Genomic DNA, 25,095 nt, shown 5'->3' with positions numbered 1-25,095 from the left:
CTTAGATACGACGACGTTTCGGTGGACGGCAACCGTTGTGCGGTACCGGCGTCACGTCCTGGATCTCGGTGATCTTGATGCCCAGGTTGTTCAGCGCGCGAACGGCGGATTCACGACCAGGACCTGGGCCCTTGATACGTACTTCCAGGTTCTTGACGCCACACTCAACAGCCACTTTACCAGCGGCTTCCGCGGCGACCTGCGCTGCGAACGGGGTCGATTTACGCGAACCCTTGAAGCCTGCACCGCCGGAGGTAGCCCACGACAAGGCATTGCCTTGACGATCGGTGATGGTAATGATGGTGTTATTGAACGATGCGTGGACATGTGCGATGCCTTCAGCGACGTTCTTTTTAACTTTTTTACGCACGCGTGCTGATGCGGCGTTATTTTGCGACTTAGCCATAATTATTCCCTAGCGGATTATTTTTTCAGCGATTGAGCGGCTTTACGCGGTCCCTTGCGGGTACGTGCGTTCGTACGCGTACGCTGGCCACGGCAAGGCAGACCCTTACGATGACGCATGCCGCGGTAGCAACCCAGATCCATCAAACGCTTGATGTTCATGGACAGTTCACGACGCAGATCGCCTTCGACGATGAATTTACCTACTTCATCGCGCAGTTTTTCCAGTTCGCTGTCATCCAGATCTTTGATCTTTTTGTTGGTTGCTACACCGGTCGATGCACAGATTTTCTCTGCGCGTGGACGGCCCACACCGTAGATGGCCGTCAGGCCGATAACGGTATGCTGATGATTTGGGATATTAACCCCTGCAATACGTGCCATTTGTTATTCCTCGATTAACCTTGACGCTGCTTGTGACGTGGTTCCACGCAGATAACGCGGACTACGCCTTTGCGCTTGATGATCTTGCAGTTGCGGCAGATCCGCTTGACTGATGCGAGAACTTTCATTTTTGGGCTCTTTCTTTCGCTTCTTTGGTTTGATTCAGTGTGTTACTTGGTACGGAACACAATGCGGGCTCGGCTCAGGTCGTACGGCGTCAACTCCACCGTCACCTTGTCTCCAGGGAGAATGCGAATATAATTCATCCGCATTTTACCTGAAATATGCCCGAGCACCACGTGTCCGTTCTCCAGCTTCACTCGAAATGTTGCATTTGGGAGATTCTCAAGAATCTCGCCCTGCATCTGTATGACGTCGTCTTTTGCCATTCGGTATGTTTACCGCGCTTAACGCGTCGGAATTCCGCCCTTGAAATTTGCTTTGCGCAGCAGCGAATCATATTGCTGCGACATCACGTAGTTCTGTACTTGCGCCATGAAATCCATGGTGACAACTACAATAATCAATAAAGAAGTACCGCCGAAATAGAATGGTACTTTCCACTGGGCTTGCATAAATTCCGGCAATAAACACACCAGGGTGATGTAGACTGCGCCGGCAAGTGTCAAGCGTGTCAGGATCTTGTCGATGTAACGGGCTGTCTGCTCGCCTGGACGAATCCCGGGAATGAACGCACCGCTTTTCTTCAAGTTATCCGCTGTTTCCTTGCTGTTAAAGACCAGCGCTGTATAGAAGAAACAGAAAAACACGATCGCCACTGCGTACAACAGCGCATGGATAGGCTCACCAGGCCCCATCGATGCTGCCAAATCTTTCAAGAACCGCACCGCAGGGTTAGCGTTGTCGGCGCCCTTTGAAAACCAGTCCACGATAGTGGCCGGGAACAAGATGATCGAAGAAGCAAAGATCGGCGGGATCACGCCGGCCATGTTCAGCTTCAACGGCAAATGGCTGGTTTGACCGCCATAAATCTTGTTGCCTACCTGGCGCTTCGCGTAGTTGACCAATATTTTGCGCTGACCACGTTCGACGAATACAACGAAGTACGTTACCAGTGCTACCAGGATCACGATGAAAATCGCGCTGAAGCTGCCGATCGAACCATTCGACACCTGAGTGAACAAGCCACCCAACGCCGACGGCAGACCTGCTGCAATCCCGGCAAAAATGATGATCGAGATGCCATTCCCCAAGCCACGCTCGGTAATTTGCTCACCCAACCACATCAAAAACATTGTTCCGGTCAACAAAGTGACGACCGTCACGAAGCGGAATGCAAGACCAGGCTCCAACACCAGACCAGCTTGCGACTCCAGTGCGACTGCAATGCCTAACGCTTGGAACAGTGCCAGGGCAACCGTGAAATACCGGGTGTACTGGGTGATCTTGCGACGACCTGCTTCGCCTTCTTTTTTCAACGCTTCCATCTGCGGTGACACGATCGACAGCAATTGCATGATGATCGAGGCCGAGATATAAGGCATGATACCCAGCGCAAACACTGTAAAACGAGACAAGGCACCGCCCGAGAACATGTTGAACATGCCCAGGACGCCGCCTTCGTGCTCCTTGAACAGCGAGGCTAATTGTGTCGGGTCAATCCCGGGAACCGGGACGTGAGCACCGATACGATAAACCACCAATGCGCCAAGCAAAAACCAGAGCCGTCCCCAAGGGAAACCGGCCGCTGCACTTTTAGCAAGTTGTGGATTAGTCGCCAATTTTCGCTCCGATCAAGCTGTTAGCGGTCAACTCAGGCTACCGAGCCGCCGGCTGCTTCGATGGCGGCTTTCGCGCCAGCGGACACTTTCAAGCCCTTCAAATTCACCGCTTTGGTGATTTCGCCGGACAAGATCACGCGCACGTCACGGGCCAACACGCCCAGAACGCCAGCTTGCTTCAAGACCAGAATGTCGACATCGCCAACAGCCAGGTTGTTCAGATCGGACAGGCGCACTTCAGCTTTGAAGGTGGCGTGCATCGATTTGAAACCGCGCTTAGGCAGACGGCGTTGCAGAGGCATCTGACCGCCTTCGAAACCGACTTTATGAAAGCCGCCCGAACGCGATTTCTGACCTTTGTGACCACGACCCGAGGTTTTACCCAGGCCGGAGCCGATACCGCGGCCGACGCGACGCTTGTAGTGCTTAGCGCCTTCGGCTGGTGCAATAGTATTCAATTCCATGATTTGCTCCGTTCGTGTAAGCCCGAAGGCTTACCCGACAACTTTAACGAGATACGATACTTTATTGATCATGCCGCGTACGGATGGGGTGTCTTGCAATTCGGAAACCGAATTTACACGACGCAGACCCAGACCGCGCACGGTAGCGCGATGCGATTCGCGCGTACCGATCAAGCCCTTGACCAATTGCACTTTGACTGTGTTTGTCATTTTGTCCACCTTAAGCCAGAATGTCTTCGACCGACTTGCCGCGCTTGGCAGCGATATCGGAAGCAGTGCTCATTTTCGACAGGCCGTCCAGCGTAGCGCGTACCAGGTTGTACGGGTTGTTCGAACCGGTGGATTTCGCCACCACGTCCGTCACGCCCATCACTTCGAAGATAGCGCGCATTGCGCCACCAGCGATAACGCCAGTACCAGGCTTAGCTGGGTTCATCAGGACCTTGGAGGCGCCGTGACGACCAACAACCGTGTGATGCAAGGTACCGTTTTTGAGCGGTACTTTGATCAGGTTGCGACGGGCTTCTTCCATTGCCTTCTGCACGCCAACTGGCACTTCTTTCGATTTGCCCTTGCCCATGCCGACGCGGCCATCGCCATCACCAACTACGGTCAGCGCGGCGAAACCCATGATACGACCACCCTTGACCACTTTGGTCACGCGGTTGATCGCGATCATTTTTTCGCGCATGCCATCATCCGGCTTGTCGCTTTGCATTTTTGCTTGCATTTTTGCCATGATTGATCCTTAGAACTTCAGACCGGCTTCGCGTGCGGCTTCTGCCAACGCTTTCACACGGCCGTGGTAACGGAAACCGGAGCGGTCAAACGCAACTTCGGTAATCCCTGCTTTCAACGCTTTTTCAGCGACGCGCTTGCCGATCAAGGCTGCAGCAGCGGCATTGCCGCCTTTGCCGGATTGGCCTGCCAGTTCAGCGCGAACTTCCGCTTCAGCCGTCGAGGCCGAAACCAGGACTTTAGCGTCCGGGCTGATCAGGTTGGCGTAAATGTGCAGGTTGGTGCGGTGCACCGACAAGCGATTTACTTTCAATTCCGCAATCTTGATGCGGGTTTGGCGTCCGCGGCGAAGCCGTGATTCTTTCTTATCCATCGTCAGCCCCTAATTACTTCTTCTTGGTTTCTTTAAGCTTAACCACTTCGTCCGCATAGCGAACGCCCTTGCCTTTATACGGCTCAGGGGAGCGGTAAGCACGAACTTCAGCGGCTACCTGGCCAACCTGTTGACGGTCGATACCTTTGATCAGGATCTCGGTCGGGGTTGGTGTTGCGCAGGTAACGCCAGCTGGCATGTCATGCACTACAGGGTGCGAGAAACCCAGGGACAGATTCAACTTGTCGCCTTGAGCTTGCGCCTTGTAACCCACGCCTACCAGGTTCAGCTTTTTCTCGAAACCCTTGGTGACGCCAACAACCATGTTGTTGACCAGTGCGCGCAGCGTGCCGGACATGGCATTGGCTTCGCGGCTGTCGTTCGCCACGTCGAAACTCAGGGTTCCTGCATTGTTTTCCACTTTGACCTGGCCGGTGAGGGCCTGGGAAAGTACGCCCAGCGGGCCTTTTACGGTGATCGCTTGTGCGGAGATGGCGACTTCGGCGCCAGCTGGCACTACGATAGGCATTTTAGCTACTCGAGACATGTGTAACTCCTTAAGCCACGTAGCAAATAACTTCGCCGCCGACACCGGTAGCGCGTGCTTTGCGGTCAGTCATGACGCCTTGCGGAGTCGACACGATCGCCACACCCAAGCCATTCATCACAACAGGGATCTCGTCTTTACCCTTGTAGACGCGCAGACCCGGACGGGACACGCGCTCCAAGCGCTCAATGACGGGACGGCCAACATAATACTTCAAACCGATTTTCAGTTCCGCCTTGCCACCAGCTTCGGCAACAGCGAAATCTTCAATGTAACCCTCGTCCTTCAGGACGCTGGCAATCGCAATTTTGACTTTCGACGATGGCATGGCCACGGTCGTCTTTTGCACGCCTTGTGCATTGCGAATGCGGGTCAGCATATCGGCGATAGGATCGCTCATACTCATTGCATATTCTCCTATTACCAGCTTGCTTTTGTCATACCCGGAATTTCACCACGCATGGCGAATTCACGGAGCTTGATACGACCCAGACCGAATTTACGGAATGTGCCGCGCGGACGACCAGTGATGGCGCAACGGTTACGTTGACGCGTCGGGTTCGAGTTACGTGGCAGCGCCTGCAGTTTCAGGCGAGCTTCGTAGCGCTCTTCTTCCGATTTCGATTGGTCATCGACGATGGCCTTGAGAGCTTCGCGCTTAGGGGCGAATTTCGCCACCAGGTCAGCACGCTTGATCTCACGATTAATCAGTGACAGTTTGGCCATGATCAGTTCCTGAAAGGGAATTTAAAGGCGGCGAGCAAAGCTTTGGCTTCGTCATCGGTCTTAGCGGTTGTCGTGATGCTGATATTCATACCGCGCAACGCGTCAATCTTGTCGTATTCGATTTCAGGGAAAATGATCTGTTCCTTGACACCGATGTTGTAGTTGCCACGACCATCAAATGCACGGCCGTTCACACCACGGAAATCGCGTACGCGCGGCAGAGCCACGGTAATGAAGCGATCCAGGAACTCGTACATGCGAGCGCCGCGCAGGGTGACCATCGTACCGATCGGGTAACCTTCACGGATTTTGAAGCCTGCGATCGCTTTGCGGGACTTGGTGGTCACTGGCTTCTGGCCGGCGATCTTGGTCAAGTCAGCAACTGCGTGCTCGAGAACTTTTTTATCCGCGATAGCCTCACCAACACCCATGTTCAGGGTGATCTTGGTCAGGCGTGGAACTTCCATTACCGACTTGTAACCAAACTTGCTGGTCAGGTCGGCAACGACTTTTTCTTTATAGAATTCTTGGAGACGTGCCATGATTTCTTAAGCCTTCACTACTTCGCCGGAGGATTTAAAGATGCGAACTTTCTTGCCGTCCACTTCTTTGAAACCCACGCGATCTGCCTTGCCAGTCGCTGCATTGAACAATGCAACGTTGGACACGTGAATTGGCATGGTCTTATCGACGATACCACCAGTTACGCCAGTCATCGGGTTTGGCTTAGTCGCTTTTTTAGCGATGTTAATGCCGTCAACCACGATATGTTCAGCATCGATACGCTGCTGTACCACACCACGTTTGCCCTTGTCTTTCCCGGTCAGAACGATGACTTCGTCGTTTTTACGAATCTTATCCATTACGACTCCTTACAGGACTTCCGGTGCCAGGGACACGATTTTCATGAACTTCTCAGTGCGCAGTTCGCGCGTGACAGGTCCAAAAATACGGGTACCGATCGGTTCCAGCTTGGCGTTCAACAGAACGGCGGCGTTGCCGTCGAACTTCACCAGGGAACCGTCTTGGCGGCGAACACCTTTAGCGGTGCGCACAACCACGGCGTTATAAATTTCACCTTTTTTGACACGGCCACGTGGCGCAGCAACCTTAACGGTTACCTTGATCACATCGCCAATGCCAGCATAACGGCGCTTGGAGCCGCCCAATACCTTGATGCACATTACTTCTTTGGCACCGGTATTGTCAGCCACTTCGAGCCGGCTTTCAGTTTGAATCATAGTATTCTCTTTCCCAACTTAAGCCGAAGAATCCACACAATGTAGACCCACGGTCAGTCTTGGTCCCGCCAGAGCCGCCCTGCTGGGCTTCACTGTTTGGGTGCATGACCTTCATACATCAACTGACCGCGAATGCTACTGTCTGTGGCCAGACACTTTGCGGCGTTACATGAACGAAGCCCGCAAGTATTACATACAATTTGCGGGCCTGCAAGTACTAATTAAAACCCACCGCCGAAACGGTGGTTTTTATTTAAACGGTTGGTGCGGCTTGAACCACACGTGTCACCGTCCATGCCTTCGTTTTGGAGATCGGGCGACCTTCCTGGATCTCGACCGTGTCACCGGCCTTGACTTGGTTGGTCTCGTCATGCGCGTGATACTTGTTCGAACGCATGATGATCTTGCCATACAAAGGATGTTTTACGTGGCGCTCGATCAGAACGGTAACGGTCTTGTCCATCTTGTCCGAAACCACTTTACCGATCAGCGTGCGCTTGAGCGACTGTTTCACTGGTTCGTTCATTTGGCTTCCTTCAGATTCATTACCGTCTTCACACGCGCGATATCGCGGCGTACCTTCTTGAGCTGCGAAGTGTTGCTCAGCTGCTGCGTAGCGATTTGCATACGCAGGCCGAACTGTGCCTTCAACAGGTCATTCAGCTCTTTTTGCAGAGCTGGCTGGTCCTTGCCGCGGAGTTCAGATGCTTTCATATACAACTCCAATTATTGGCCGACTTGGCGCACGACAAACGTCGTAGCCAGTGGCAGTTTAGCGGCGGCAAGACGGAATGCTTCCCGTGCCAGCGCTTCATCAACGCCATCCATTTCGTACAGTACTTTGCCTGGCTGAATTTCAGCGACGTAGTACTCAGGATTACCTTTACCGTTACCCATACGGACTTCAGCCGGTTTGTTCGAAATCGGTTTGTCCGGGAAAATACGGATCCAGATACGGCCACCGCGCTTGATGTGACGCGTCATTGCACGACGCGCCGCTTCAATTTGACGCGCAGTGATACGACCGCGCGCAACTGCCTTCAGACCGAATTCGCCAAACGACACGGCGGTGCCGCGGCTGTGCGAAATACCGGTATTACGGCCTTTCTGCTCTTTACGATACTTTCTGCGTGCTGGTTGCAGCATGATTATTCTCCTGCTTTCTCAGCTGGTGCTGCTGCGGCGGCCGGTTTAGCGGCGGTACGCACACGTGCACCTGGTGCTGTGGATGGTTTCGCACCGGCACCGGCTGGACGTGGACGGCCAGCTGGCTTGCCATCGTCACGGCGTGGGCCGCGGCTTTTCTTCTCGTCAGCTGGGGTATCGATGACTGGTGCATCGCCGTTAGGCGCGCGGTCACCTTTGTATACCCACACCTTGACACCGATGATGCCGTAGGTGGTCGACGCTTCGCTGGTACCGTAGTCGATATCTGCGCGCAGGGTATGCAGAGGCACGCGGCCTTCGCGGTACCATTCTTTACGTGCGATTTCGATACCGTTCAGACGGCCGGACGACATGATCTTGATACCGAGAGCACCCAGGCGCATTGCATTTTGCATTGCACGCTTCATGGCGCGGCGGAACATGATCCGTTTTTCCAGCTGCTGCGAGATCGAATCGGCGATCAGTTGCGAGTCGATTTCCGGCTTGCGAATTTCTTCGATGTTCACGTGAACAGGCACGCCCATGATCTTGGTCAAAGCGGACTTCAGTACTTCGATGTCTTCGCCTTTTTTACCAATGACCACGCCTGGGCGCGAGCTGTAGATCGTGAAGCGCGCGTTCTTGGCTGGGCGCTCGATAACGATGCGGCCAACGGAAGCGTTCTTCAGTTTCTTTTTCAGGTAAGCACGTGCTTTCAAGTCTTCGTTCAGCATGGCAGCGAAATTACCGTTGCCTGCATACCAGCGCGAAGCCCAGTTACGGGTGACCGCCAGACGGAAACCGGTTGGATGAATTTTCTGACCCATCGTGGCTCCTTAGTTACCGACAGTCACGTAAACGTGACAGGATTGTTTCGAAATACGGTCGCCACGGCCTTTTGCACGCGCGGTGAAGCGCTTCAGGACGGGGCCCTTTTCGACGTAGATCGTTTTCACGAACAATTCGTCGATGTCCGCGCCATCATTGTGCTCGGCATTCGCAATAGCGGATTCCAGAACGCGTTTGATGATCGCAGCACCTTTTTTCGGGCTGAATTGCAAGATGTTGAGTGCAGCGTCAACTTTCTTGCCACGGATCAGGTCAGCAACCAGGCGGCCCTTTTGGTCCGACAGGCGCACACCTTTGAGGATAGCTTTAGTTTCCATTATTTCTTAGCCTTTTTGTCAGCTGCATGGCCCTTGAACGTACGGGTCAGTGCGAATTCGCCGAGCTTGTGACCAACCATGTTTTCGGAAACATAAACCGGCACGTGCAGCTTGCCGTTATGAACCGCGATCGTCAGGCCGATAAAGTCAGGCATGATTGTCGAACGACGCGACCAGGTTTTGATTGGCTTTTTGTCTTTGGCAGCTTGCGCAGCTTCAACTTTTTTCACCAGGTGGGCGTCACAGAACGGCCCTTTTTTCAATGAACGTGTCATGTGCTACCCCTTATTTCTTGCCGCGGCGCGAGACGATCATGGAAGTAGTACGCTTGTTGCTGCGTGTCTTCTTACCCTTAGTCTGTTGGCCCCAAGGCGAAACTGGATGACGACCAGCTGCTGTTTTACCTTCACCACCACCGTGCGGGTGATCGACCGGGTTCATGACCACACCGCGAACGGTAGGACGAACACCGCGCCAGCGCATCGCACCAGCTTTACCGATTTTACGCAGGCTGTGCTCGGCATTGCCGACTTCACCAACGGTTGCACGGCACTCGATGTGCACGCGACGTACTTCACCCGAGCGCAGACGCACTTGAGCGTAGGTACCTTCACGGGCCATCAGCACAACGCCAGCGCCGGCGGTACGTGCCATTTGGGCACCTTTACCTGGCAGCATTTCAACGCAATGCATCACGGTACCGACTGGGATGTTACGGATTGGCAAGCAGTTACCCGATTTGATCGGTGCTTCCGAACCGTTCATCACGCTGTCGCCAACGGCCATGCCTTTGGTTGCGATGATGTAGTGACGTTCGCCGTCGGCGTAGCACAGCAGAGCGATATTCGCGGTGCGGTTTGGATCGTATTCGATACGTTCCACTTTCGCTGGAATACCATCTTTGGTGCGCTTGAAGTCGATCAGGCGGTAGTGTTGCTTGTGACCACCACCGATATGACGGGTGGTGATGTGACCGTTGTTGTTACGACCAGCGGTCTTGGATTTCTTTTCAACCAGAGCAGCGAATGGACGACCCTTGTACAGGTCGGCATTCACCACCTTCACCATGCCGCGACGGCCTGGCGAGGTTGGTTTCATCTTAACGAGTGCCATTATGCAGCCTCCTCGGAGAAGTTGATTTCCTGGCCAGGCTTCAGGCACACGAAAGCACGCTTGGTATGGTTACGACGACCGTTGAACTTGCCGGTGCGCTTTTGCTTACCTTCGCGGTTTGCAGTTTGCACGGACAGAACTTCAACCTTGAACAGCAGTTCGACCGCTGCCTTGATTTCAGGCTTGGTTGCATCCGGCAGTACGCGGAATACAATTTGCTCGTTCTTTTCCGCGACCATGGTGGCCTTTTCGGAAATCACGGGCGCCAACAGCACCTTCATCAAGCGTTCTTCGCTATGTTTCAAAATCGCGCTCATGCCAGCATCTCCTCAATCTTGGCCAATGCAGCTTTGGTGACCAGGATCTTCTTGTAGAACACCAGGGACATCGGGTCAGCGTGACGTGGCTCAACGACGAGTACGTTAGGCAGGTTGCGCGATGCCAGTTCCAGGTTTTCGTTCAGAACGTCGGTGATGATCAGAACCGAATCAAAGCCCAGGCCGTTCAATTTTTGCGACAGCAGCTTGGTTTTTGGCGCGTCGATCGTCAGATCGTCGATGACGATCAGGCGCTCTTCGCGAGCCAGCTGCGACAGGATCGAGCAGATACCTGCGCGATACATTTTTTTGTTCACTTTGTGGGTGAAGTTTTCGTCAGGCGAGTTCGGGAAAATCCGACCACCGCCGCGCCACAGTGGCGACGACGACATACCAGCACGAGCGCGGCCGGTACCTTTTTGGCGCCATGGCTTTTTCGTCGTGTGGTGAACTTCTTCACGGTCTTTTTGCTTGCGGTTACCACTACGTGCATTCGCTTGATAAGCGATGACGACTTGGTGGATCAGCGCTTCATTGTAGTCACGGCCGAAAATCGTATCGGCTGCAGCAACGTTCGAGGCGGCTTGACCTTGCGCATTCAGAAGCTTGAGTTCCATCGTTTAAGCTCCCTTCTTGGCTTTGGTTTTGATGGCTGGCGAGACAACTACCTGGCCATTTTTCGCACCTGGAATCGCGCCTTTGACCAGCAACAGCTGACGGTCGGCATCGATACGGGCGATCACGAGGTTCTGGATCGTACGGTTAACGTCACCCAGATGACCGGTCATGCGCTTACCAGGGAAAACGCGACCTGGATCTTGTGCCATACCGATGGAACCTGGAACGTTATGCGAACGCGAGTTACCGTGCGTTGCACGGCCAGAAGCGAAGTGGTAACGTTTGATAACGCCTGCATAGCCTTTACCGATGGTAACGCCTTGCACGTCGATCTTTTGACCGACTTCGAACAGGGAAGCAGCGACAACATCGCCAGCTTTCAGTTCAGCGGCTTTGGCAGCGTCGACACGGAACTCTTTCAACAGAGTACCGGCTTCAACACCAGCTTTAGCGTGATGACCAGCAACAGCTTTGGTCACGCGGGAAGCGCGACGTTGACCGAATGCGACCTGAACAGCGGAGTAACCATCTGTTTCAGGGGTTTTGATTTGCGCAACACGGTTGTTCGATACGTCCAACACGGTGACAGGAATCGAATCCCCTTCATCCGTGAAAATGCGCATCATACCAACCTTGCGACCGAGAAGGCCTAGGCTCATTTTTTCTCCATTCCCACCTGCGATTGGGCGGGGCTTGTTTAACTACAAAGTAACGTAGGACTCAAAAAAGACGAATCCATACCGAAGCCGGCTAGTATATAGCACAAAAACCCTTGACGCAACAAGTTAACACGAGGTATGTCAAAGTGTTGCGCGACGCCCCTGCGGGAGTTGTCGGCGCGCCGGAAAAATGCCGCCGCAAGCCAACTTGACGGGCGCAAAGCACGGCGCCATGCGCCCTGGCGGGCAATGGCAGAAACACACAGAGCGCGCAATGGCTTGCGCGCCCTGTCCTGCACTTCCCGGGCCTGGCGCCCGGAAAAGCTTATTGCTGGCAGTTGATCAGGCAATGCTGGTACAGATCTTCGCAGATGGGGCTGCCGCCGAGGTGCGCCCGGCAATTGGCCACTTTTTGCCCGCACTCGCTATAGCACTGCGTGACATCGCCAGCGGCAAACGCATACGAGGCGCTCAGGCCCAGCGCAAACAGGAAAGCCATCGACTTCTTGATCATATTTCATCTCCGTTTATCAGATGGAAGAACAACCAGGACGACACGCCATCCTCGCACCGCCCCGGGCAGGCGCCGCGGCGCCCGCCATTACTTAAAAAGCAATGCCAATAGAATACCGTAAACAATACCAACCAACTACCAATTAATGCCGCCGCCAAACAAAAAGCCAGCCCGGACAGATCACCGTCCGGGCTGGCTGCAAGCGTTACGGCGCATGGCGCCCGGGCCGCTCCTATTCCTGCGGCGCTCCTTTGCCAATCTGATACCAGTCCACCTTGCGCGTCGCCACCATGATGGCGGCCAGCACGGCAAACAGCAGGATGCTGCCCATCACCAGCGCATTGTTTTCAGAATTGAGCAAGCCGTACAGGGCGCCATACAGCATCGTCAGCGCCACGCCGAAGCCGATGCCGCGCCAGGCGTTGTGCAGCACGTGCACCAGGTAAAAGCTGGTCAGCACGATACAGGCGGCGCTGGCGACCAGGTAGGCGGTGAGGAAGGCGATGTGCTCGGCCAGGCCCACCAGCAGCAGGAAGAAGATCACCAGCGACAGACCCACCAGCAGATACTGCACCGGGTGGATCGGCAGGCTTTTCAGGATTTCAAAGATGAAGAAGGCGGCAAAGGTCAGCGCCACGAACAGCAAGCCATATTTGGTGGCCCGGTCCGACTGCGAATACACATTCACCGGCTCGATGAAGCCCACGCTGAAGCGGTCCACCTGGCCCAGCGGCGCGCTGTCGGGCACCTTGAACTCGCCCTCGATCGTGCTCAACTGCGTTTGCGCATTCGTGGCCAGCGAGGAGATGCTCCACTCGACCTGAAAGCCGTCGGCGTTGATCTGGCGGTGTTTCGGCGACGGCAGGAAGCGGCCGCCAAACTGCGGATGGGGCCAGTTCGACTTGATGCTGATCTGGCTGTTTTTCGCCACCGGCACGAAATGCTGGCGTTCGATGCCGTCGAGACCCAGGTCAAAGCTGAATTTCACCTGTTGTGCTTGCGCCAGCGCCATGGCACCCAGCGGCGCGTGAAGGCCGCTGCGGAAGGCAAACAGGTCGGTGCCCTGCTCGAACTCGATCTTCTGGCCGCCCCAGTCGATTTTCGGGATATTGCGGATGCCGCGCACGTCCTCGATGGACAGGGCGACGAAAGGCGCGCCCAGGGTCACGCGCGAGTCCGGCGACTTGCGCGGCAGCTGGCTGCCGGCCGGCACCGTGAAATCGCCCTGGAACGCATGCTGGCCGCTGTAGACCAGCACCTGGTGAATGCCGCGGTAGCGGCGGTCCGCGTCGATGCTGCCGTTGACCAGCAGGTTGTTCGGGTAGACGAGAAAGCGGCGCTGCACCGTGCGGCGCAGCAACTCCGTGCGTACGGGCGCTTTCACTTCCTTGTCATCACCCTTGGCCACTTCCACGCGCTCTTCGTACTGTTCCGTGTAGGGAATCACGAGGATGGGGCCGATGATGGTTTGTTCGCGCACCGAATCGGCGGCGATGCTGTTGACGGCTTCCTGGCGGAATTCCATCCGCTCCTTGATCGTTTCCTGAATCATCAGCAAAGGCAGGCCGATCAGCAGCATCAGGCCGAACACGATCAACGCTTTGACTAACAGAGTTTTTTGCATGGCGCATCCTTGAAGTAAGGCGGCCAGTGTAAAAAAGCTGTGTGCGCTGACGATGCAGTCTGTGTGAAGCGGGAGAATAAAGTGCGCTAGGCTAGTGGCAGGCACAGGCGCGCGCAAGCGCCGCCCTCCGCATGGTTGAGCACTTCGACCGTGCCGCCATGCAGCGAGGCCACCTCGCGCACGAAGGGCAAGCCCAGGCCCGTGCTCTTGCCGGCGCTCGGGCGCGGCAGGGAATAAAAGCGCTCGAAGACGCGTTCCTGCGCATACGCGGGGATGCCCGCGCCGCGGTCGCGCACGGCAATTTCCACCTGACTGCCCTGGCGCCGCGCCGTCAGGTCGATGCAGCTGCCGGGCGGCGCAAAGCCGGCAGCGTTGTCGAGCAAATTGCCCAGCGCCTGACGCAGCAGCAGAGGGTCACCCGCCACGCTCGCCTCTTCCGCCTGCACCTGCAGACGCACGCCGCGCGCCGCCAGGGTGGCGGCCCCATCCTGTGCCACTTGCGCCAGCAGGGGTCCCAGCGCGATGCGCTCGGGGTGATCCAGGCGCTGCTGCTTTTCCACGCGGACCAAAGCCAGCAGCTTGTCGATCAGCTGCCGCTGGCGCGCGTTCTGCTCCAGGATGCTGGCAAGGAACCGGCGGCGCTCGGCCGGCGGCATGTCTTCCTGCAGCAGCTCGGCCGAAGCCTGGATGGCGGCGATCGGGCTTTTCAATTCGTGCGCCAGGGTGTGCATCAGCTGCTCCACGTATTCCTTGCCCTCGAGGCGCGTACGCATCGCCTCCAGCGCCCTGCCCAGCGTACCGATCTCGTTCGTGCCCAGCGCCGGCAGCGCCACCTTGCGCCCCGCTTCCACGTCGCCGATATAGTCCATCAGCTTGCCCAGCGCCTGGTGCAGCCACCAGGCGAACGCCAGGCCGATCAGCAGCGACAGCAGCAACAGGATGGCGCCGCGCTGCAATATCTTGCGCTGGCTGCGCTCGACAAACGCCTGCACGCTGGCATTCGGCTTGGCCACCGTCAGCACGCCGATCACCTCGTTGCCGTCGCGAATCGGCGCGGCCACGTGCATCACCGTCGACATCTCGTCGTCCGGCCGGCTGCGCGTGCTGCGCGCGCCATACTTGCCCTGCAGGGTCAGGTACACATCATTCCAGCGCGAATAGTCGCGCCCCACGTCGCGCCCGCTGGAATCGAACAGCACGATGCCGCGCCGGTCCGTGATGGTGATGCGGTAATCGAGCGTGCGCTTGCGCACGCCATTGATATTGACGTCCACGCCATGGCGCGCGTAATCCTGCATGCGTTCGGCCACGGGCGACTGCGCCAGCGTGCCCGCCTTCACGTCGGGCGCCACCAGGCTGGCCAGCAGCTGCGAGGTATCGACGAGGGTATCTTCCAGGGTCGAGCGCACGCCCGGCTTGACCTGCTCCATGAAGACGTTCAGCAGGAACCATGCGGCCAGGCCGACGACGAGGAAATAGCCGAGCAGGATGCGCAGGCCGATCTTCATGCGCCAGCCAGGCTGTAGCCGAGGCCACGGTGGGTGTGGATGGGGTCGGCCTGCGCATCGACGGCGCGCAGCTTGGCGCGCAGCGACTTGACGTGCGCGTCGACGGTGCGCTCGAGCGTGTCGGGCGCGCCGCTCCACACGCGCTCCATCAGCTGCGCGCGCGACAGCACGTGGCCCGGATGCTCGAGCAGGGTTTTCAGCAACAGGTATTCATAGCGGGTCAGGTCCAGCGGCCGGCCGTGGAACAGTACCTTGGCTTCCAGCGCGCGCAATTCAAAGCGCGCCGGCGCGGCCGGAGCGACGGGTGCGGCTATCGTCATGCCAGTCTCGCGCGGCGCCTGAGCGACACCCGCGCGGCGCAGGATGACGCGGATGCGCGCCACCAGTTCGCGCGGCGAAAACGGCTTGGTGACGTAATCGTCGGCGCCGATTTCCAGGCCGACGATACGGTCGATCTCGTCGCTGCGGGCCGTCAGGAAGATCACCGGAATCTCGGAAAACTGGCGCAGCCGGCGGCACACTTCCAGCCCGCTCATATCGGGCAAGCCCACGTCGAGCACCACGAGAACGGGCATCGGCGCGGCTTCGCCGGGGATGGGACGCAGCGCGTCCAGCGCTTGCTCGCCCAGCATCACATGGCGCGGCGTAAAGCCGTCCGTGCGCAAGGCATAGGCGATGCTGTCGGCAATCGCCTGTTCATCTTCCACGATCAGGACAGTCTTGGACATGGCGGCGGCACGCATTAATGGACAAGCCCGGAGTATCCCTGAAGCACGCAAGCAACGTCAATTGTGCGGGCTGGCAAAAAGCCACCCGCTCAAAAAAACTTATAGTATATTTATTACGGCATGACTCCACCGATACACCGTGTTTGACACCCGTCCGAGGAGACTATGAAGACCCATACCATCAGCCTGCTATGCGCCGTCAGCCTGCTGGCCGCCTGCGCGGCGCCAGCGACGCTCACCACCTCCAATGAACAGCACGATGCCTGCAACGCGGCCGAACTCAAAGGCCAGTTTGGCGAAGCGGAACTGGCTTGCGTACAGGCGCTGCGCAGCGCCGAGCAGGCCGGGGCCAGCGCGGACATCCTCTCGCAGCGCCAGTACAACCTGGGCCGCATCAAGCGCTTGCAGGGCAAGAATGCGGAAGCCGAGCAGCTGTACCGGCAAGCGCTGGCCACGGAAGAAGCGGCGCAGCCGCGCAGCGATGCGCGCGTCGGCCGCCGCATGGTGGAACTGGCGTCGGCACTGGCCGCGCAAGGCAAGTGGCAGGAAGGCACGGAATACCTGGAAAAAGTGCTGCCGCTGCTGCCGAAGCTGTCGCCCGCCTCGCGCACCTATTCGGCGGAAGTGCTGCGCCAGTACGCCAAGCACTTGCAAGGCGGCCCGCAAGCGGCGCTCGGCAACCGCTTCGAGGTGGTGGCGGCAAGCTTGTAATACATCGTCCCGGCGCCCGGCTAATGCCGGGCGACGTGGATGCTGGCCTTGATATGCTTGAGGTGGGCCACGATGGTGAACGTCATCACCACCAGCAGCGACCATGAACTCCATTTGCTGACGTGCACGGCCGACCACGCGCCAAGCTGGTTCGGGTAGCGCCACACGCCCCAGAAGGTGCTGATGTTTTCGGCCAGCCAGATGAAGAAGCCGACCAGCACGAAACCGAGCAGCAAGGGCATGCTGCGGTCGCGGTCAAGCGGGCGGAACACGACGGTGGTGCGCGCATACAAGCCCAGCGCGCACGCGGCCAGGTACCAGCGGTAGTCGCCGATGTAGTGATGGGTGAAGAAGTTGGCGTAGATCAGCAGCGCGATCAGCACCGCCATCCAGTACGGCGGATGGTGGCGTATCCGCATGTCGAGCAGGCGCCAGGTCTGGATGATGTAGCTGCCGACGGCCGCATACATGAAGCCGGAAAACAGGGGCACGCCGAACACCTTGGTGTAGGCGAAGTCGGGATAGCTCCACGACTGGATAGCTCCCGATACCTTGAACACTTCCAGCGCGAAGCCAACCAGGTGAAACAGGCAGATGGCTTTCAATTCATCCCACGTTTCCAGCCCGCTCCAGACCATCGCGCCCTGGATCGCCAGCGCCGCCAGCAGCAGCACGTCATAGCGCGGCAGGCCGAACAGGCCGGCGCGCGGCACCAGGAACACGGCGGCGAAAAACAGGCCCACGAACAGGCACGACCTCGCCTCCTTGATGCCGAAATACAGGAATTCGGTCAGGAAGCGCGGCCAGCCGCGCAGGCGCTCACGGGGAGTGGCATTTAACAGATGGGTATCGAGGGCGTTAAGCATGCAGCAACTTTATCGGCCGGCCGCGGCACTGTAAAGCGATTTTGCAGAGGTGCGCCGTTGCCGCCAAGGTTGGGCGCCACCAATAGCAATGGGGCCGGGCGCACTCACGATCGTGAGCAGGCCCGGCCCCATCATCAGGCAGCGGGACACCCCGCCAGCCTTAAATACGATTATTGCAGTTTGATTTCAACATCAACACCAGCTGGCAGGTCCAGCTTCATCAGCGCGTCAACGGTTTTGTCCGTTGGGTCAACGATGTCCATCAGGCGTTGGTGCGTACGGATCTCGAACTGATCGCGCGAAGTTTTGTTGACGTGCGGGGAACGCAGCACGTCGAAACGTTGAATACGGGTAGGCAGTGGTACTGGGCCTTTGACGACAGCGCCGGTGCGCTTCGCGGTTTCAACGATTTCCAGAGCGGACTGGTCGATCAGTTTGTAATCGAAAGCCTTCAGGCGGATACGGATTTTTTGGTTTGGTGCCGACATGATATTTCCTTAAAAGAACGAACCGCGCGGTTTGCACGGCAATGAGGTCATACGGGAATTTCTGACGCAACAACTGTCAGGGTCGACATGATAGCACCAAAATGCTTGCCAACCCCGGCAGTTGAATAAAAAGAAGGGCGCCGGGCGACGACGCGTCTTCTTTTATGCGGGCTTAAGAATTAAGCCAGGATTTTTGCAACAACACCAGCGCCGACGGTACGGCCGCCTTCGCGGATAGCGAAGCGCAGACCTTCTTCCATCGCGATCGGGTTGATCAGCTTGACGGTGATCGACACGTTATCGCCTGGCATGACCATTTCTTTGTCTGCTGGCAACTCGATCGAACCGGTCACGTCCGTCGTACGGAAGTAGAACTGTGGACGATAGTTGTTGAAGAATGGCGTATGACGGCCGCCTTCGTCTTTCGACAGAACATAGATCTCGCCGGTGAAGTGTGCATGCGGCTTGATCGAGCCTGGCTTGGCCAGAACTTGACCACGTTGCACGTCTTCACGCTTGGTGCCGCGCAGCAGCAGACCAACGTTGTCGCCAGCTTGACCTTGGTCCAGCAGTTTGCGGAACATTTCCACGCCGGTGCAAGTCGTTTTGACGGTATCGGTGATACCGACGATTTCGATCTCTTCGCCGACTTTGATGATGCCGCGCTCGATACGACCGGTCACAACGGTACCGCGACCCGAGATCGAGAACACGTCTTCCACTGGCATCAGGAACGCACCGTCAACAGCGCGCTCTGGCGTTGGGATGTAAGCATCCAGCGCATCGGCCAGACGCAGCACTGCGTCAACGCCCATTTCGCCTTCTTTGCCTTCCAGCGCCATACGTGCCGAACCTTTGATGATAGGCAGGTCGTCGCCTGGGAATTCGTACTTCGACAACAGCTCGCGCACTTCCATTTCAACCAGTTCCAGCAGCTCTGCGTCGTCGACCAGGTCGCACTTGTTCAGGAACACGATGATGTATGGAACGCCAACTTGGCGGGCCAGCAGGATGTGTTCGCGGGTCTGTGGCATTGGGCCGTCAGCTGCGGAGCACACCAGGATCGCGCCGTCCATCTGCGCCGCACCGGTAATCATGTTTTTGATGTAGTCGGCGTGGCCTGGGCAGTCAACGTGCGCGTAGTGACGCGTTTCCGTTTCGTACTCGACGTGGGCGGTGTTGATCGTGATACCGCGCGCTTTTTCTTCTGGAGCCGCATCGATCTGGTCGTATGCTTTAGCTTCGCCGCCGAATTTCTTCGACAGAACCGTTGCGATTGCAGCGGTCAGCGTGGTTTTACCGTGGTCGACGTGGCCGATGGTGCCGACGTTGACGTGCGGCTTGGTCCGTTCGAATTTACCTTTTGCCATTTTATTCTTCCTTAGAACAATGATTTAAATGTAGGGACCGGCATTCTCGTGAAAGCCGGCCCGGAACTTCTATTACTTAGCTTTCGAGCTTACGATTGCTTCAGTCACATGCTTAGGTGCTTCAGCATAGTGCTTGAATTCCATCGTGTAAGTCGCACGACCTTGGGTCGACGAACGCAACGACGTAGCGTAACCGAACATTTCCGACAGAGGCACTTCGGCCTTGATGATCTTGCCGCCACCGCCAGCAATTTCATCCATACCTTGCACCATGCCGCGACGCGACGACAGATCGCCCATCACGGTACCGGCGTAGTCTTCCGGCGTTTCCACTTCCACGGCCATCATCGGCTCCAGGATGACTGGCGATGCTTTGCGGCAGCCATCTTTGAATGCCATCGAAGCGGCCATGCGGAATGCATTTTCGTTCGAGTCAACATCATGGTACGAACCGAAGAACAGCGTGACTTTTACGTCAACGACTGGGTAGCCAGCCATCACGCCCGAAGTCAGCGTGTCGCGCACACCTTTTTCAACTGCAGGGATGTATTCGCGAGGAACGGTACCGCCCTTGATCGCGTCAACGAATTCGAAGCCCTTGCCCGGTTCTTGCGGCTCGATCTTCAGAACCACGTGACCGTATTGACCACGACCACCCGATTGCTTGACGAATTTGCCTTCCGACTCTTCGCACACTTTACGGATCGTTTCGCGGTAAGCCACTTGTGGCTTGCCGACGGTGGCTTCAACGTTGAATTCGCGCTTCATGCGGTCAACGATGATGTCCAGATGCAACTCGCCCATACCGGCGATGATGGTCTGGCCCGACTCTTCATCGGTACGCACGCGGAACGATGGATCTTCTGCAGCCAGACGGTTCAGCGCCAGGCCCATTTTTTCCTGGTCGGCCTTGGTTTTTGGCTCAACCGCTTGCGAAATCACTGGCTCAGGGAAGACCATGCGCTCCAGAACCACGCTTGCCTTGTCGTCGCAAAGCGTATCGCCGGTGGTGGTGTCTTTCAGACCCACGACAGCGGCGATGTCGCCAGCGCGCATTTCCTTGATTTCTTCGCGTTCGTTCGCTTGCATCTGCACGATACGGCCGATACGCTCTTTCTTCTGCTTCACGGAGTTCAACACCGAGTCGCCCGAATTCAGGGTACCCGAGTAGCAACGGATGAAGCACAGCTGACCGACGAACGGATCGGTTGCGATCTTGAATGCCAGCGCCGAGAATTTCTCGTTGTCGTCAGCTTTACGCTCGACTGGCTGTTCATCTTCGTCCAGACCTGGGACTGGCGGAATGTCCAGTGGCGATGGCAGGTACTCGATGACCGCGTCCAGCATGGCCTGTACGCCCTTGTTTTTAAAGGCGGTACCGCACAACATTGGAACGATTTCGCTGGCGATCGTACGCTGACGCAGGGCAGCCTTGATCTCGGCTTCCGACAGGTCGCCTTCTTCCAGGTACTTGTTCATCAGGTCTTCCGACGCTTCAGCAGCGGCTTCAACCATGTTCTCGCGCCACTTGGCAGCATCAGCGGCCAGGTGTGCAGGAATGTCTTCGTATTCGAACTTCATGCCTTGCGAAGCGTCGTCCCAGATAACCGCTTTCATCTTGACCAGATCGATCACGCCGGTGAAGACGTCTTCAGCGCCGATAGGCATCTGAATAGGCACCGGGTTGGCTTTCAGACGCGAACGCATCTGATCGTAAACCTTGAAGAAGTTGGCGCCGGTACGGTCCATCTTGTTCACGAAGGCCAGACGTGGCACTTTGTACTTGTTAGCCTGACGCCATACCGTTTCCGATTGTGGCTGCACGCCGCCGACTGCACAGTAAACCATGCAAGCGCCATCCAGCACGCGCATCGAACGTTCCACTTCAATCGTGAAGTCAACGTGGCCTGGGGTGTCGATGATGTTGATGTGGTGAGCTGGGAAGTTGTTTGCCATGCCTTTCCAGAAGCACGTAACAGCAGCCGAGGTAATCGTGATACCGCGCTCTTGCTCTTGTGCCATCCAGTCGGTGGTGGCAGCGCCATCATGGACTTCGCCCAGCTTGTGGTTCACGCCTGTGTAGAACAGGACGCGCTCGGTCGTGGTCGTCTTACCTGCATCGATGTGAGCGGAAATACCGATATTGCGGTAGCGCTCAATGGGGGTCTTGCGGGCCATAATTAATCCTAAATGAATGGACAAAACCGAGCAGCATTTTTTTGCAAAAATGAGCCCGGCCTCGAACAACAGATGCTTGACAGCCGCCTTGCGGTAGCTGGCTTTATATTAGAAGCGGAAATGCGAGAACGCTTTGTTCGCTTCAGCCATACGATGGACTTCGTCGCGTTTTTTCATCGCGCCGCCGCGGCTTTCAGCCGCTTCCATCAGCTCACCGCCGAGGCGTTGTGGCATCGATTTTTCGCTGCGCTTGTTAGCAGCTTCACGCAACCAACGCATGGACAGAGCCATACGACGGACTGGGCGAACTTCGACCGGCACCTGGTAGTTTGCACCACCGACGCGACGGGATTTCACCTCAACCAGCGGCTTGGCGTTGTTGATTGCGGTAGCAAAAACTTCGAGCGGATCTTTGCCCGATTTTGCTGCGATGTGCTCGAAAGCACCGTAGATGATGTTTTCTGCAACCGATTTCTTACCGGACAGCATCAGCACGTTTACAAATTTAGCGACATCAGTGTTGCCGAATTTTGGATCTGGCAAAATTTCGCGCTTGGGTACTTCACGACGACGTGGCATATCAATTCCTTTCAATCTTCAGTTGAGCGCGCGTTCTTCGCACACTCGCGGACGACCATCATAGTCCTCCACTTACTCGACCAGATGCGGTCGACTACATTCACTTAGCTAGTTGCCACTGAGCGAAACTTGGGTTTGCTGCGTACAACTTATTACTTCTTGCCAGCTTTAGCGCGCTTGGTACCGTACTTCGAACGCGATTGCTTACGGTCTTTGACGCCTTGGGTATCCAGGGCACCGCGAACCATGTGGTAACGCACACCCGGCAAATCCTTGACGCGGCCGCCGCGCAACAGCACAACACTATGCTCTTGCAGGTTATGGCCTTCACCGCCAATGTACGAAATGACTTCGAAACCATTGGTCAGGCGAACTTTAGCGACTTTACGCAGAGCCGAGTTAGGCTTCTTTGGAGTCGTGGTGTAAACACGTGTGCAGACGCCACGTTTTTGCGGGCTGTTTTCCAGCGCCGGCGATTTGCTCTTCACGGTCAAGGCGACGCGTGGATTGCGAATCAATTGATTGATGGTTGGCATCGTTATAAATCCAACAAAAAACTACGATTAATAACCCGGGCAAGATGCCCGGCGACTAAAACCTCGTCCCGCTTCCATCTACTGCGCACCGGAGGCGCCCGCAGCCACTCGATGAGGAGCGGCCATGAAATGCCAAGCAATACGTAAACGATGAGCAGAATAAAATCGAGAACTCGCTAGTTTAGACCTTGTGTTACAGGGGGTCAATCAGTTTACCGCTTTTTGCTATAAAAAAAGGCAAAAGAGCGGCACTTTTGTGGCATTTTGACTAATCTTTAGCCGCAGCGCGCGAACGCCGGCACCGCGCGGCACTTGATGATTTGGCATTCTTTCCCTGCGGCCAAGCATCGGATGCGCGCATTCTTGTACGACCGCAAGGCAACAAAAGGATTGATAATAGCGAACATTTTTCGCTGCCTTCCTTTATGCGCTCCTTGCTTCGCCCCGCCAATCTGTTCCTGCTCCTGACGTATGCCTTGCTGACGGCCGTGCCCTTCATCCCCGCACTGCTGGGGCGTGCGCTCGAGCATCCCTGGCAGATGCTCACGTTCGAACTGCTGGCCTGGCTGGCCGTCTGGAGCGTGTTCAAGCGCCCCGCCTACTTCCACTGGCTGCTGGTGCCCGCCTTCCTCGCCCTGCCGACGGAAATCTACCTGTTCATCTTCTACGGCCAGGGCATTTCCACGCACCACCTGGGCATCATCTTCGAAACCAGCCCCAAGGAAGCGATGGAATTCCTCGGGCAAAAAGTGTGGCTGATGGGCGCCGTCATGCTGGGCGTGATCGCCTGGTGCGCCGCCAGCTGGTTTGCGGCCGCGCGCACGCGCGACCTCGACTGGCGCGGCAAGACACGCCCGGCCGCCTTCTTGCTGCTGATCCTGCTGGGCGGCTTCTGGTGGTATGGCTACGAATTCGGTTTCAACGCCAAGGTCGTGCACAGCGCCCCCGCATCCGCCAAGGCCAGCGTGCCGGCGGCCAGCGGCAAGGCGGGCGCCTCCGGCTTCGGCGACGTCAGCTCGGCCGACGACGAAACGGCCGAGGAAGACGAGGAAAGCAGCAAACCGGAAAACGCCAGCATCGCCGGCGCCGACGAAACGGGCCTGGGCTGGCCCAGCCTGCCCCACTGGGCGCGCCTGCCCTACGCCTTCGACACCATCAGCAATTCCTGGCCCTTCGGCCTGGCCGCGCGCGGTTTCGATTTCTACAAGGAGCGTCGGTACCTGGCCGAGCTGGGACAAAAAAGCAGCCGCTTCCGTTTCGGCGCGCACCAGCAACAGCCCGATACCAACCCGGAAGTGGTGGTCATGGTGATCGGCGAATCGTCGCGCTACGACCGCTGGAGCCTGAACGGCTACGAACGCGACACCAATCCCCTGCTGAAACAGGAAAGCAACCTCGTGCCGCTGGCCGACGTCATCACGGCCGTTTCCGCCACGCGCCTGTCCGTGCCCGTGATCATCTCGCGCAAGCCGGCCACGCAAAGCCTCAAGGACGGCTTCTCGGAAAAATCCTTCCTCACCGCCTACAAGGAAGCGGGCTTCAAGACTTACTGGCTGTCGAACCAGATCTCGTTCGGCCAGTTCGACACGCCCGTGTCCGTGTTTGCCAAGGAAGCGGACGTGGTGCAATTCCTGAACCTGGGCGGCTTTACCAACAGTTCGAACTTCGACCAGATCCTGTTCGATCCGTTCAAGAACGCGCTGGCCGACCCGGCGCCGAAAAAACTCATCGTGCTGCACACCCTGGGCAGCCACTGGAACTACAGCCAGCGCTATCCGAAATCGTTCGACAAGTGGCAGCCGTCGCTGTTCGGCGTCGACAAGCCCGTCTACACGGATACGGCCATCAAGCCGCAGCTCAATAACAGCTACGACAGCTCCATCCTGTATACGGACTGGTTCCTGTCGAACGTGATCGGCCTGCTGAAGGACGACGGCCAGCGCACCGCCCTGCGCAGCTCGCTCGTCTACGTGGCCGACCATGGCCAGACCCTGTACGACGGCACCTGCCGCCTGGCCTTCCATGGCCACAACACGCAGTTCGAATTCCACGTGCCCGCCTTCGTGTGGTATTCGCCGCAATTCAAGCAGCACTATCCGGACAAGGTGACGCAGCTGCAGCGCCATCAAAAGGCGCGCCTGTCGACGGAAAACATGTTCCATACGCTGCTCGACCTGGGCGACATCCGCTTCGCCGGCGAACAGCCCGAATGGAGCATCGCCAGCCCCCGCTTCAAGCAGCACAAGCGCTACGTTGACAGCTACGGCTGGACCAACTACGACAACGCCATCATCCGCGGCGACTGCCGCGAAGTGATCGACAAGAGCACGCCGGAAAAGCAGGACAAATAAGAG

Annotated in this window: 37 protein-coding genes; 2 read left to right on the top strand and 35 right to left on the bottom strand. The window is 57.0% G+C overall.

Features of this window, described 5'->3' with window-relative positions:
• Position 1: 1 nt before the first annotated feature.
• From rpsK to creB, 29 genes are all read right to left on the bottom strand, one after another.
• A complete protein-coding gene (rpsK, locus tag CLU90_RS20620) occupies positions 2-406 on the bottom strand; it encodes a 30S ribosomal protein S11 (protein WP_010394475.1) in 405 nt (134 codons plus the stop codon).
• Between the two features lie 17 nt (positions 407-423).
• Positions 424-789, bottom strand: coding sequence for a 30S ribosomal protein S13 (gene rpsM / locus CLU90_RS20615; protein ID WP_046681666.1), 366 nt, complete (start codon positions 787-789; stop codon positions 424-426).
• Between the two features lie 14 nt (positions 790-803).
• Positions 804-917, bottom strand: a complete 114-nt coding sequence (rpmJ, locus tag CLU90_RS20610) for a 50S ribosomal protein L36 (protein ID WP_010394471.1) — start codon at positions 915-917, stop codon at positions 804-806.
• A gap of 42 nt (positions 918-959) precedes the next feature.
• The gene (infA, locus tag CLU90_RS20605; RefSeq protein ID WP_005663428.1) at positions 960-1,178 is read right to left on the bottom strand and encodes a translation initiation factor IF-1; all 219 of its coding nucleotides are present in this window, start codon (positions 1,176-1,178) and stop codon (positions 960-962) included.
• A gap of 18 nt (positions 1,179-1,196) precedes the next feature.
• The gene (gene secY / locus CLU90_RS20600; RefSeq protein ID WP_010394438.1) at positions 1,197-2,531 is read right to left on the bottom strand and encodes a preprotein translocase subunit SecY; all 1,335 of its coding nucleotides are present in this window, start codon (positions 2,529-2,531) and stop codon (positions 1,197-1,199) included.
• A gap of 32 nt (positions 2,532-2,563) precedes the next feature.
• Positions 2,564-2,995, bottom strand: coding sequence for a 50S ribosomal protein L15 (gene rplO, locus CLU90_RS20595; RefSeq protein WP_034753211.1), 432 nt, complete (start codon positions 2,993-2,995; stop codon positions 2,564-2,566).
• A gap of 30 nt (positions 2,996-3,025) precedes the next feature.
• Positions 3,026-3,205 carry a 50S ribosomal protein L30 gene (gene rpmD, locus CLU90_RS20590; RefSeq protein ID WP_010394435.1) on the bottom strand — a complete coding sequence of 60 codons (180 nt, stop codon included), beginning with the start codon at positions 3,203-3,205 and terminating at the stop codon, positions 3,026-3,028.
• 10 nt (positions 3,206-3,215) lie between these two features.
• Positions 3,216-3,734 carry a 30S ribosomal protein S5 gene (gene rpsE, locus CLU90_RS20585; RefSeq protein WP_010394433.1) on the bottom strand — a complete coding sequence of 173 codons (519 nt, stop codon included), beginning with the start codon at positions 3,732-3,734 and terminating at the stop codon, positions 3,216-3,218.
• A gap of 9 nt (positions 3,735-3,743) precedes the next feature.
• Entirely contained in the window at positions 3,744-4,106 is a 363-nt protein-coding gene (rplR, locus tag CLU90_RS20580; protein WP_010394431.1) for a 50S ribosomal protein L18, read from the bottom strand.
• 13 nt (positions 4,107-4,119) lie between these two features.
• On the bottom strand, positions 4,120-4,653 hold the full coding sequence (gene rplF, locus CLU90_RS20575) for a 50S ribosomal protein L6 (RefSeq protein ID WP_065310145.1): 534 nt from the start codon (positions 4,651-4,653) through the stop codon (positions 4,120-4,122).
• 10 nt (positions 4,654-4,663) lie between these two features.
• A complete protein-coding gene (gene rpsH / locus CLU90_RS20570) occupies positions 4,664-5,059 on the bottom strand; it encodes a 30S ribosomal protein S8 (RefSeq protein ID WP_034753208.1) in 396 nt (131 codons plus the stop codon).
• A 14-nt stretch (positions 5,060-5,073) separates the two neighbouring features.
• A complete protein-coding gene (rpsN, locus tag CLU90_RS20565; RefSeq protein WP_010394423.1) occupies positions 5,074-5,379 on the bottom strand; it encodes a 30S ribosomal protein S14 in 306 nt (101 codons plus the stop codon).
• Between the two features lie 2 nt (positions 5,380-5,381).
• Positions 5,382-5,921, bottom strand: coding sequence for a 50S ribosomal protein L5 (rplE, locus tag CLU90_RS20560; protein WP_010394421.1), 540 nt, complete (start codon positions 5,919-5,921; stop codon positions 5,382-5,384).
• A gap of 6 nt (positions 5,922-5,927) precedes the next feature.
• A complete protein-coding gene (gene rplX, locus CLU90_RS20555; protein ID WP_034753204.1) occupies positions 5,928-6,242 on the bottom strand; it encodes a 50S ribosomal protein L24 in 315 nt (104 codons plus the stop codon).
• A gap of 9 nt (positions 6,243-6,251) precedes the next feature.
• On the bottom strand, positions 6,252-6,620 hold the full coding sequence (gene rplN / locus CLU90_RS20550) for a 50S ribosomal protein L14 (protein ID WP_008444317.1): 369 nt from the start codon (positions 6,618-6,620) through the stop codon (positions 6,252-6,254).
• Positions 6,621-6,873: 253 nt separating this feature from the next.
• The gene (rpsQ, locus tag CLU90_RS20545; RefSeq protein WP_010394415.1) at positions 6,874-7,146 is read right to left on the bottom strand and encodes a 30S ribosomal protein S17; all 273 of its coding nucleotides are present in this window, start codon (positions 7,144-7,146) and stop codon (positions 6,874-6,876) included.
• Positions 7,143-7,334 carry a 50S ribosomal protein L29 gene (gene rpmC, locus CLU90_RS20540; RefSeq protein WP_010394412.1) on the bottom strand — a complete coding sequence of 64 codons (192 nt, stop codon included), beginning with the start codon at positions 7,332-7,334 and terminating at the stop codon, positions 7,143-7,145. Before rpmC ends, rpsQ begins: the two co-directional genes overlap by 4 nt.
• 12 nt (positions 7,335-7,346) lie before the next feature.
• The gene (gene rplP / locus CLU90_RS20535) at positions 7,347-7,766 is read right to left on the bottom strand and encodes a 50S ribosomal protein L16 (RefSeq protein ID WP_038497037.1); all 420 of its coding nucleotides are present in this window, start codon (positions 7,764-7,766) and stop codon (positions 7,347-7,349) included.
• Between the two features lie 2 nt (positions 7,767-7,768).
• On the bottom strand, positions 7,769-8,593 hold the full coding sequence (gene rpsC, locus CLU90_RS20530; protein WP_092718261.1) for a 30S ribosomal protein S3: 825 nt from the start codon (positions 8,591-8,593) through the stop codon (positions 7,769-7,771).
• A gap of 9 nt (positions 8,594-8,602) precedes the next feature.
• Positions 8,603-8,935, bottom strand: a complete 333-nt coding sequence (gene rplV, locus CLU90_RS20525) for a 50S ribosomal protein L22 (RefSeq protein WP_170840583.1) — start codon at positions 8,933-8,935, stop codon at positions 8,603-8,605.
• Positions 8,932-9,207 (bottom strand): 30S ribosomal protein S19, encoded by a 276-nt coding sequence (rpsS, locus tag CLU90_RS20520; RefSeq protein ID WP_008444295.1) that lies wholly within the window; start codon positions 9,205-9,207, stop codon positions 8,932-8,934. Before rpsS ends, rplV begins: the two co-directional genes overlap by 4 nt.
• A 10-nt stretch (positions 9,208-9,217) precedes the next feature.
• Positions 9,218-10,045 (bottom strand): 50S ribosomal protein L2, encoded by an 828-nt coding sequence (gene rplB / locus CLU90_RS20515; protein WP_034753198.1) that lies wholly within the window; start codon positions 10,043-10,045, stop codon positions 9,218-9,220.
• Positions 10,045-10,362 carry a 50S ribosomal protein L23 gene (gene rplW / locus CLU90_RS20510; RefSeq protein ID WP_010394398.1) on the bottom strand — a complete coding sequence of 106 codons (318 nt, stop codon included), beginning with the start codon at positions 10,360-10,362 and terminating at the stop codon, positions 10,045-10,047. The genes rplB and rplW overlap by 1 nt, the downstream gene beginning before the upstream one ends.
• Positions 10,359-10,979 (bottom strand): 50S ribosomal protein L4, encoded by a 621-nt coding sequence (rplD, locus tag CLU90_RS20505; RefSeq protein WP_034753197.1) that lies wholly within the window; start codon positions 10,977-10,979, stop codon positions 10,359-10,361. The genes rplW and rplD overlap by 4 nt, the downstream gene beginning before the upstream one ends.
• Before the next feature lie 3 nt (positions 10,980-10,982).
• Positions 10,983-11,639 (bottom strand): 50S ribosomal protein L3, encoded by a 657-nt coding sequence (gene rplC / locus CLU90_RS20500; protein ID WP_010394393.1) that lies wholly within the window; start codon positions 11,637-11,639, stop codon positions 10,983-10,985.
• Positions 11,640-11,964: 325 nt separating this feature from the next.
• Positions 11,965-12,153: a hypothetical protein gene (locus CLU90_RS20495; protein ID WP_034753196.1), complete on the bottom strand. Its 189-nt coding sequence runs from the start codon at positions 12,151-12,153 to the stop codon at positions 11,965-11,967.
• A 232-nt stretch (positions 12,154-12,385) separates the two neighbouring features.
• Positions 12,386-13,777, bottom strand: a complete 1,392-nt coding sequence (creD, locus tag CLU90_RS20490; RefSeq protein ID WP_092718258.1) for a cell envelope integrity protein CreD — start codon at positions 13,775-13,777, stop codon at positions 12,386-12,388.
• 86 nt (positions 13,778-13,863) lie between these two features.
• Complete coding sequence (creC, locus tag CLU90_RS20485) at positions 13,864-15,285, bottom strand: two-component system sensor histidine kinase CreC (protein ID WP_100428817.1); 1,422 nt, start codon at positions 15,283-15,285, stop codon at positions 13,864-13,866.
• On the bottom strand, positions 15,282-16,013 hold the full coding sequence (gene creB / locus CLU90_RS20480; protein WP_092718568.1) for a two-component system response regulator CreB: 732 nt from the start codon (positions 16,011-16,013) through the stop codon (positions 15,282-15,284). The genes creC and creB overlap by 4 nt, the downstream gene beginning before the upstream one ends.
• A 165-nt stretch (positions 16,014-16,178) precedes the next feature.
• Between creB and CLU90_RS20475 the strand changes: the two genes are divergently transcribed.
• Positions 16,179-16,724 (top strand): tetratricopeptide repeat protein, encoded by a 546-nt coding sequence (locus tag CLU90_RS20475; protein ID WP_092718253.1) that lies wholly within the window; start codon positions 16,179-16,181, stop codon positions 16,722-16,724.
• A gap of 20 nt (positions 16,725-16,744) precedes the next feature.
• Here the strand turns inward: CLU90_RS20475 and CLU90_RS20470 are convergent, their stop codons facing one another.
• From CLU90_RS20470 to rpsL, 6 genes are all read right to left on the bottom strand, one after another.
• Positions 16,745-17,590 carry a DUF817 domain-containing protein gene (locus CLU90_RS20470; protein WP_092718250.1) on the bottom strand — a complete coding sequence of 282 codons (846 nt, stop codon included), beginning with the start codon at positions 17,588-17,590 and terminating at the stop codon, positions 16,745-16,747.
• Between the two features lie 170 nt (positions 17,591-17,760).
• Complete coding sequence (gene rpsJ, locus CLU90_RS20465) at positions 17,761-18,078, bottom strand: 30S ribosomal protein S10 (RefSeq protein ID WP_010394389.1); 318 nt, start codon at positions 18,076-18,078, stop codon at positions 17,761-17,763.
• Positions 18,079-18,257: 179 nt separating this feature from the next.
• Positions 18,258-19,448 (bottom strand): elongation factor Tu, encoded by a 1,191-nt coding sequence (tuf, locus tag CLU90_RS20460; protein ID WP_100428800.1) that lies wholly within the window; start codon positions 19,446-19,448, stop codon positions 18,258-18,260.
• Between the two features lie 72 nt (positions 19,449-19,520).
• Positions 19,521-21,626 carry an elongation factor G gene (gene fusA / locus CLU90_RS20455; protein ID WP_092719218.1) on the bottom strand — a complete coding sequence of 702 codons (2,106 nt, stop codon included), beginning with the start codon at positions 21,624-21,626 and terminating at the stop codon, positions 19,521-19,523.
• Positions 21,627-21,734: 108 nt separating this feature from the next.
• A complete protein-coding gene (gene rpsG / locus CLU90_RS20450) occupies positions 21,735-22,205 on the bottom strand; it encodes a 30S ribosomal protein S7 (RefSeq protein ID WP_010394377.1) in 471 nt (156 codons plus the stop codon).
• A 152-nt stretch (positions 22,206-22,357) separates the two neighbouring features.
• Positions 22,358-22,741, bottom strand: a complete 384-nt coding sequence (gene rpsL, locus CLU90_RS20445; RefSeq protein WP_010394376.1) for a 30S ribosomal protein S12 — start codon at positions 22,739-22,741, stop codon at positions 22,358-22,360.
• 425 nt (positions 22,742-23,166) lie between these two features.
• Between rpsL and CLU90_RS20440 the strand changes: the two genes are divergently transcribed.
• Positions 23,167-25,092 carry a phosphoethanolamine transferase gene (locus CLU90_RS20440; protein WP_157808870.1) on the top strand — a complete coding sequence of 642 codons (1,926 nt, stop codon included), beginning with the start codon at positions 23,167-23,169 and terminating at the stop codon, positions 25,090-25,092.
• Positions 25,093-25,095: the final 3 nt, after the last annotated feature.

The organism is Janthinobacterium sp. 67 (assembly GCF_002797895.1).
Lineage (GTDB): Bacteria > Pseudomonadota > Gammaproteobacteria > Burkholderiales > Burkholderiaceae_D > Janthinobacterium.
This window is presented reverse-complemented; position numbering and strand designations above follow the sequence as displayed.